The sequence below is a fragment of the Blautia sp. MSJ-36 genome (assembly GCF_018917985.1).
GTDB lineage: Bacteria > Bacillota > Clostridia > Lachnospirales > Lachnospiraceae > Blautia_A.
Window position 1 is genome coordinate 1 of record NZ_JAHLPQ010000050.1, and the last position, 5775, is coordinate 5775.

The window sequence follows — 5775 nt, forward strand, 5'->3', positions numbered from 1 at the left end:
GAACCGGTTCAAAAGCGTAGCTGGTTTAGTAGGTTCTTTGGGGACTAAACAGAACGACAAATCGGAAATGGCTTTACACCCACACCGAAATTATAAAAATCGAAGGGAGGACTTTTTCCGTCAGGAAAAAGGATACACTATGCGTGAAACAAAAGTATTCAGCAAAAACAGCACATATCAGAAATTTGAAGTGCTTAAGACTAACAGAAATAAAAGGTACAGATATAACGAGTTCTTAGTTGAAGGTGTCAGAAGCCTTAATGAAGCTGTAAAGAACAAATGGAATATAAAATCTTTTATTTATGACAGAAACAATTTATCCGGCTGGGCAAAGGAAATGATTGCAAATGTTAAAACAGATGAGAATTTTTGTCTTACAGCTGAGCTTATGAATGACCTCAGCAATAAAGATGATACGTCTGAGTTAATGGCTATCATTGAAATGCGTGAGGACAAGCTTGAGAACGTGCCGCTTTCCGAAAATCCTTTTATAGTATTATTTGACAGACCGTCAAACAAAGGCAATCTCGGTACAATGATACGCTCTTGTGATGCACTCGGAGCAGATATGCTTATCATTACAGGACATTCCATAGACCTTTATGATCCTGATGTAGTTGTTTCTGCTATGGGTTCTTTTTTCAATATGCCCGTTATACGAATCGCTGACAATAACGATCTCTTTATGTATCTAAACAAATTGAAAGAACAGTATCCGAATTTCCTTACTGTCGGAACTACCGCACACAAGCAAAATCCGATTTATTCAGCTGACCTTACAGTTCCTCTAATGCTAATGATGGGCAATGAAACTATGGGACTGAACAAAGCATATAAAGAATATTGCGACCTGCTTTGTACTATTCCAATGTCAGAAAAATCATACGCATCTTCGTTCAATGTAAGCTGTGCTGCTTCAATTCTGATGTACGAAATCACAAGGCAAAGGGGCATAAAGTAAATTCTATCAGTTTATTTTTGCAATGGAATATTTCCATTTATCGGGGAGTGTGAGTCCAAAACTCACGCTCCTTTTTTGCATTTCTACAACCATTACGCCCTTGCGTGCAAACATCATAATCTCATACTTGATAAAGCTTATGGTAAAGCATAATTACAACTTCCAGTTTATCGGTGGGATGAAGGTCGGGGAGCCGTCCGCAGACGGCAGGGGCAGCGCCCCTCCGGAGCTGGTAGAGCAGCAGGCACGAGCCGGCAGTGAAGCAGCTCCGGCAACCCCTCCCCTTTAGGGGCGCAAAGCACTTTCACACCGCTGCACCGATGGGGTGGCGGTGTGAAAGTGCTTTTGCGTTACTTTCTCACCAGAAAGTAACAAAGAGGTTGTTTTTAGCGGAAATTTATGATAAAATAGAGGACGGAAGAATAAGCGGAAAGGGGGCGATTTTATGGGAGTTACGATTTCGGGTATGACAGGTGCAGGGAGCATCCGGCACAACAACCGCAGCTTCTCAGCGGCGAATGTAGACCGGAGCCGGACGGAGCAGAACATTGTTTTCTGCAACGAGGATCTGAAGCAGGTCTATCATATGGTCTTTGATGAAGCTCTCGCAGCCTACAACGCAAAGAAAACCAAAACGAGAGATAAGATACCGGACTACTATGAGCATATCCGGCAGAGTAAACAGGAAAAGCTGTTCCATGAAGCGATCTTCCAGATCGGCAACATGAGCGACTGTGGGTGCGGTACGCCGGACGGAGAACGGGCGGCGGCAGCTCTGAAAGATTTTGCGGAGTCTTTTGCAGAACGCAACCCCCATCTGCGGGTGTTCAATATGGTGCTGCACATGGACGAGGCAACGCCCCATCTCCATGTCGATTTTATCCCTGTGGCAACGGAGCAGTCAAGAGGACTTTCTACAAGGGTATCTATGAAACAGGCATTGAAGCAGCAGGGGTTTGTCGGTGTCGGCAGAAAGCAGACCGAATGGGCGGCGTGGATGGAACGGGAGAAAGAAGCTCTGACGGAGATCGCCCAGCGGCACGATTTTGAAATTATCTCTCTCGGCACGAACAGACCGCACATGGACTTGCCGCAGTTCAAGGAAGCGGCTGCGAGGCTGGAAGCGGTGCAGCAGCAGACAGCGGCAGTAGAGCGGGAGGTTGCTGAGCTGGAACGGCAGCGGGACGCTCTGAAAGGCACTGTGCGGCTCTTAAAGGAGGCTGACAGGGTAAATGCACCCCTGCATGATATTCAGCCGGAAAAGACGCTCACAGGGGCAGTAAAGGGCGTGACGGTGGATCAGGTCGAGCAGCTAAAGAAAATGGCACTGCGCAGCGTGACGGATCGGCACAAGGTACAGGAGCTGACGGAGGAAAACACCCGTCTGCGGTCACAGGTGCCGTCCATGAAGAAGCGGCTGGAAGAAGCGCAGCGGCAGCAGAGGCTTGAACAGGAAAACCGGAGGCTGCGCGATGAAAACTATTATCTGCAATCCGAGCTGCAGGAGGAACGCAGCTTCACCGAGCGTCTGACGGACGGCATCGGTCGGATGCTGGACTTCTTGGAAGAACACTTGCCGGAGCGTCTGCGTCCTCTGCTTGAAAAGGCGAGGGAGCTGCTGCCCGATCCGGAGATTGGACAGCAGCAGGAGCAACAGCAGCACCAGCGAGGGATGGGCGGCATGGAGCTGTAAAAGAAGCCTGTCCGGAGGGCTTGAAAATCTCTTTCGGACAGGCTATAATAACAACTGAAAATAGGGAATTGCTGTATTGATAATCTAAGCCCCCTGTAAGGGTACTCCCAACCTATATTTTTTCTCTCTGAAAGGGAGAAAGTCGGAGGGGAAAAGGGGGAGGTGACTTTCTCTTTAAGGCGGCGTAGCCGCCGCTCTTTTGCTCCCCCTTTTCCCCCTTCCCGCCCGCAGGCGATCCCCGCCGCAGCGGATTTTCTTTTTGGTACTTTTTCTTTTGTGAGGTGGTAATATGACCGAGAATTATCGAGGCTGCTACGAGTATTTGAGCGCACAATATCCGGAGGTCGGAGGCTATGAGTTTTATAAAGAGCTGTTTCCGGACAATGAGAACTCCGGAGAACGGCACACGGATTTTTCCCATCCGAACGCTGTGTATCTGTATCGGGACGAACAGAGCGAGGATAAGAAGCTCCGGCGCAGGAAGATGTATAACGACACATGGGAACAGGATTACATGGAGTTTGTCGAGGGGAACAGCCTTACTTTGTGCAGCGGTCTTGCATATCGCAGAAAGGAGAACAGGCTGGAGAACGCCCAGCGGATGTATGCTCTGATCTTCGATCTGGATGGCGTAGGTCTTGCCGAGCTGCGCAACCTCTTTCTGCGCTTTGGCGGCGATCCGGAGCGAGTGCGCCGGTTGCCGATGCCGACTTTCCTTGTTCTGTCGGGGACAGGGCTGCATATCTACTATGTTTTCCAGCAGCCGATTGACCTATACCCGAATATAAAAATTCAGCTTAAAAGTCTGAAATATGACCTCACTTTCCGGCTATGGGAGTATGGCAGCACTTCGCAGGTCAAGGCGATCCAGTATCAATCCATCAATCAGAGCTTCCGCATGGTGGGCAGCATCAATGACAAGCATGGGACGGAGCTGGTCGCTTTCCGTACCGGAGAACGGGTAACGCTGGATTATCTGAACGCCTACGCAAAGCCAGAAAACAGGGTGGATGTCAATAAGCCTTTCAGCCCATCCAAAATGACACGAGCTGAGGCGAGGGAGGCATATCCGGAGTGGTATGAGCGTGTTGTTGTGAGAGGCGAGAAAGGACGCAAGAAGTGGGATATTGCCGGAAAGGTGCATGGTGATGATCCGTATGCGCTCTACCATTGGTGGCTGCGGCAGATCGGAGAGATAAAGGGCGGGCATCGGTATTTCTTTTTGATGTGCCTTGCTATCTATGCTTACAAATGCGGTGTGTCGAAGCAGCAGCTCCGGCAGGATATGAAAGAGGCTTTTGATGATCTGCAGATGGTGAAGCATGAGAACGCATTGACCGAGGAAGATATACGGAGTGCGCTGGAAGCCTACGACAAGGAGTATTACAATTTCACGATTTCCGATATTGAAGCTCTGACCGATGTTCGCATCGAGCGCAACAAGAGGAATTGTAGATCACAGAAAGAGCATTTGAAAAGAGCAAGGGCGGTGCAGGAAGTGGATTATCCTGGCGGCACATGGAGAAGAAAAGGGGCAGAAGAAAAGAAAGCGCAAGTCTATGCGTGGCGGCAGGAGCATCCAGAGGGACGCAAGGCCGATTGTCATAGGGACACCGGACTTGATCCGAAAACGATCCGCAAATGGTGGGACACCGTACCGGAGGGGCATATAACGGTCAAAATACGCCCATCACAGGCTTTGAGCGATCTGTTGGTGGAGGAATTTAAGAAAGGGCTGTAAACGCCCCAGAAACGCCCTACAAGGCGTTTTCGGGGCGGGTAAGGGTTTTTATATTACCCCACCGAAAACGAGGCTTGAAAACCGCGCGAAATAAGGCTTTTTCACCCCCTAAATGTACACGCTGCGGTGTTAGCATATAGAAAGCACTGTTCATAGAAAAGTTGCAAAAAAACATTTGCAATGCACTTGCAAATGTCACGAATATTGAATATAATATTAGTGCAAGCTAAAAATGACGAGGAAAGGAGTGCTATTATGGCTAAAGGAAATATGACGATAAGAATGGAGCCGGAGCTGAAAGCACAGGCGGCAGCTCTCTTTAAGTCCCTCGGAATGGATTTGAGTACGGCAACGGGTATTTTTTATCGACAGGCACTTAGGTGTCATGGACTTCCCTTTGAAGTCAAGGTTGACGAGCCGAATGCTGTTACCTATGCGGCGATGGAGGCGGCAGAAAAGGGAGAGGATATGTATGGTCCGTTTGATAGCGTTGCAGATCTGATGGAGGCGCTGAATGCTTAAGCCGGAGTTTTCGGGGCAGTTCAAACGAGATTACAAGCTTGCGATCAAGAGAGGCTGCGATCCGAAGAAGTTGGAGGAAGTGATCACGCTGTTGTGTAACGAGCAGCCGTTGCCGGAGGCGTATCGAGATCATGCTCTCACTAATTCCAGAAATTATAAGGACATGAGAGAATGTCACATCGAGCCGGACTGGCTGTTGGTCTATAAAGTTGTTCGGCAGACTTTGATTTTGAAATTGATAAGGACGGGATCTCATAGCGATTTGTTTTGAGATTAACTCCGGATGAAAGAGTGGTGATGATATTTGGCGGGTGTAATAACGGAAATTGCAATAGAATGTGGCGTGTCGGAACAGGCAGTTCGTGCATGGTGTAGGCGAAACCATGTTGCGAAAGATGCGAAAGGAAGTTTCGCAATCAGCGAAAGTCAAAAAACCGCCATATATCAGCATTATTTAGGTGTTGAACGAAAGCAAGTTTCGCAACAGGCGAAAGCAAGTTGCGAAACTTGCGAAACCACTTTGATCGCTATGCTGCAGGGAGAATTAGACCGGAAAAGCGAGCAACTTGCTGTAAAGGACAAGCAGATCGAGGAACTGAACGCAAGGTTGGCGGAGGTCAGCTCGGCGTTGGTGACGGCACAGCAGACTGCGGCAGCGGCCCAGGCTCTCCATGCTGGGACAATGCATCAGCAGCTTCTTTCCGGCAAGTCCGGAGCCGATCAGCCGGAGCGTGAGACAGAACCGGTTCAAAAGCGTAGCTGGTTTAGTAGGTTCTTTGGGGACTAAACAGAACGACAAATCGGAAATGGCTTTACACCCACACCGAAATTATAAAAATCGAAGGGAGGACTTTTTCC

At 48.8% G+C, this 5775-nt stretch carries 7 protein-coding genes; all 7 read left to right on the top strand.

The genetic code is table 11. The annotated features are described in order from the left end of the window. Positions 1-961: TrmH family RNA methyltransferase (locus KQI39_RS16880; protein ID WP_216419733.1), on the top strand; the 961-nt coding region annotated here is incomplete at its 5' end. A 139-nt stretch (positions 962-1100) separates the two neighbouring features. Beyond that, positions 1101-1250 (top strand): hypothetical protein, encoded by a 150-nt coding sequence (locus KQI39_RS16885; protein ID WP_154557778.1) that lies wholly within the window; start codon positions 1101-1103, stop codon positions 1248-1250. A 156-nt stretch (positions 1251-1406) separates the two neighbouring features. After that, positions 1407-2654 (top strand): plasmid recombination protein, encoded by a 1248-nt coding sequence (locus KQI39_RS16890; protein WP_015517767.1) that lies wholly within the window; start codon positions 1407-1409, stop codon positions 2652-2654. A 289-nt stretch (positions 2655-2943) separates the two neighbouring features. Then, a complete protein-coding gene (locus tag KQI39_RS16895; RefSeq protein WP_207709054.1) occupies positions 2944-4395 on the top strand; it encodes a hypothetical protein in 1452 nt (483 codons plus the stop codon). 255 nt (positions 4396-4650) lie between these two features. Next, positions 4651-4917 carry a type II toxin-antitoxin system RelB/DinJ family antitoxin gene (locus KQI39_RS16900; protein WP_033119556.1) on the top strand — a complete coding sequence of 89 codons (267 nt, stop codon included), beginning with the start codon at positions 4651-4653 and terminating at the stop codon, positions 4915-4917. Continuing rightward, complete coding sequence (locus KQI39_RS16905) at positions 4910-5188, top strand: type II toxin-antitoxin system YafQ family toxin (protein WP_021632616.1); 279 nt, start codon at positions 4910-4912, stop codon at positions 5186-5188. Before KQI39_RS16900 ends, KQI39_RS16905 begins: the two co-directional genes overlap by 8 nt. Positions 5189-5221: 33 nt before the next feature. Continuing rightward, positions 5222-5704 carry a hypothetical protein gene (locus tag KQI39_RS16910; RefSeq protein ID WP_076917214.1) on the top strand — a complete coding sequence of 161 codons (483 nt, stop codon included), beginning with the start codon at positions 5222-5224 and terminating at the stop codon, positions 5702-5704. Positions 5705-5775 lie beyond the last annotated feature (71 nt).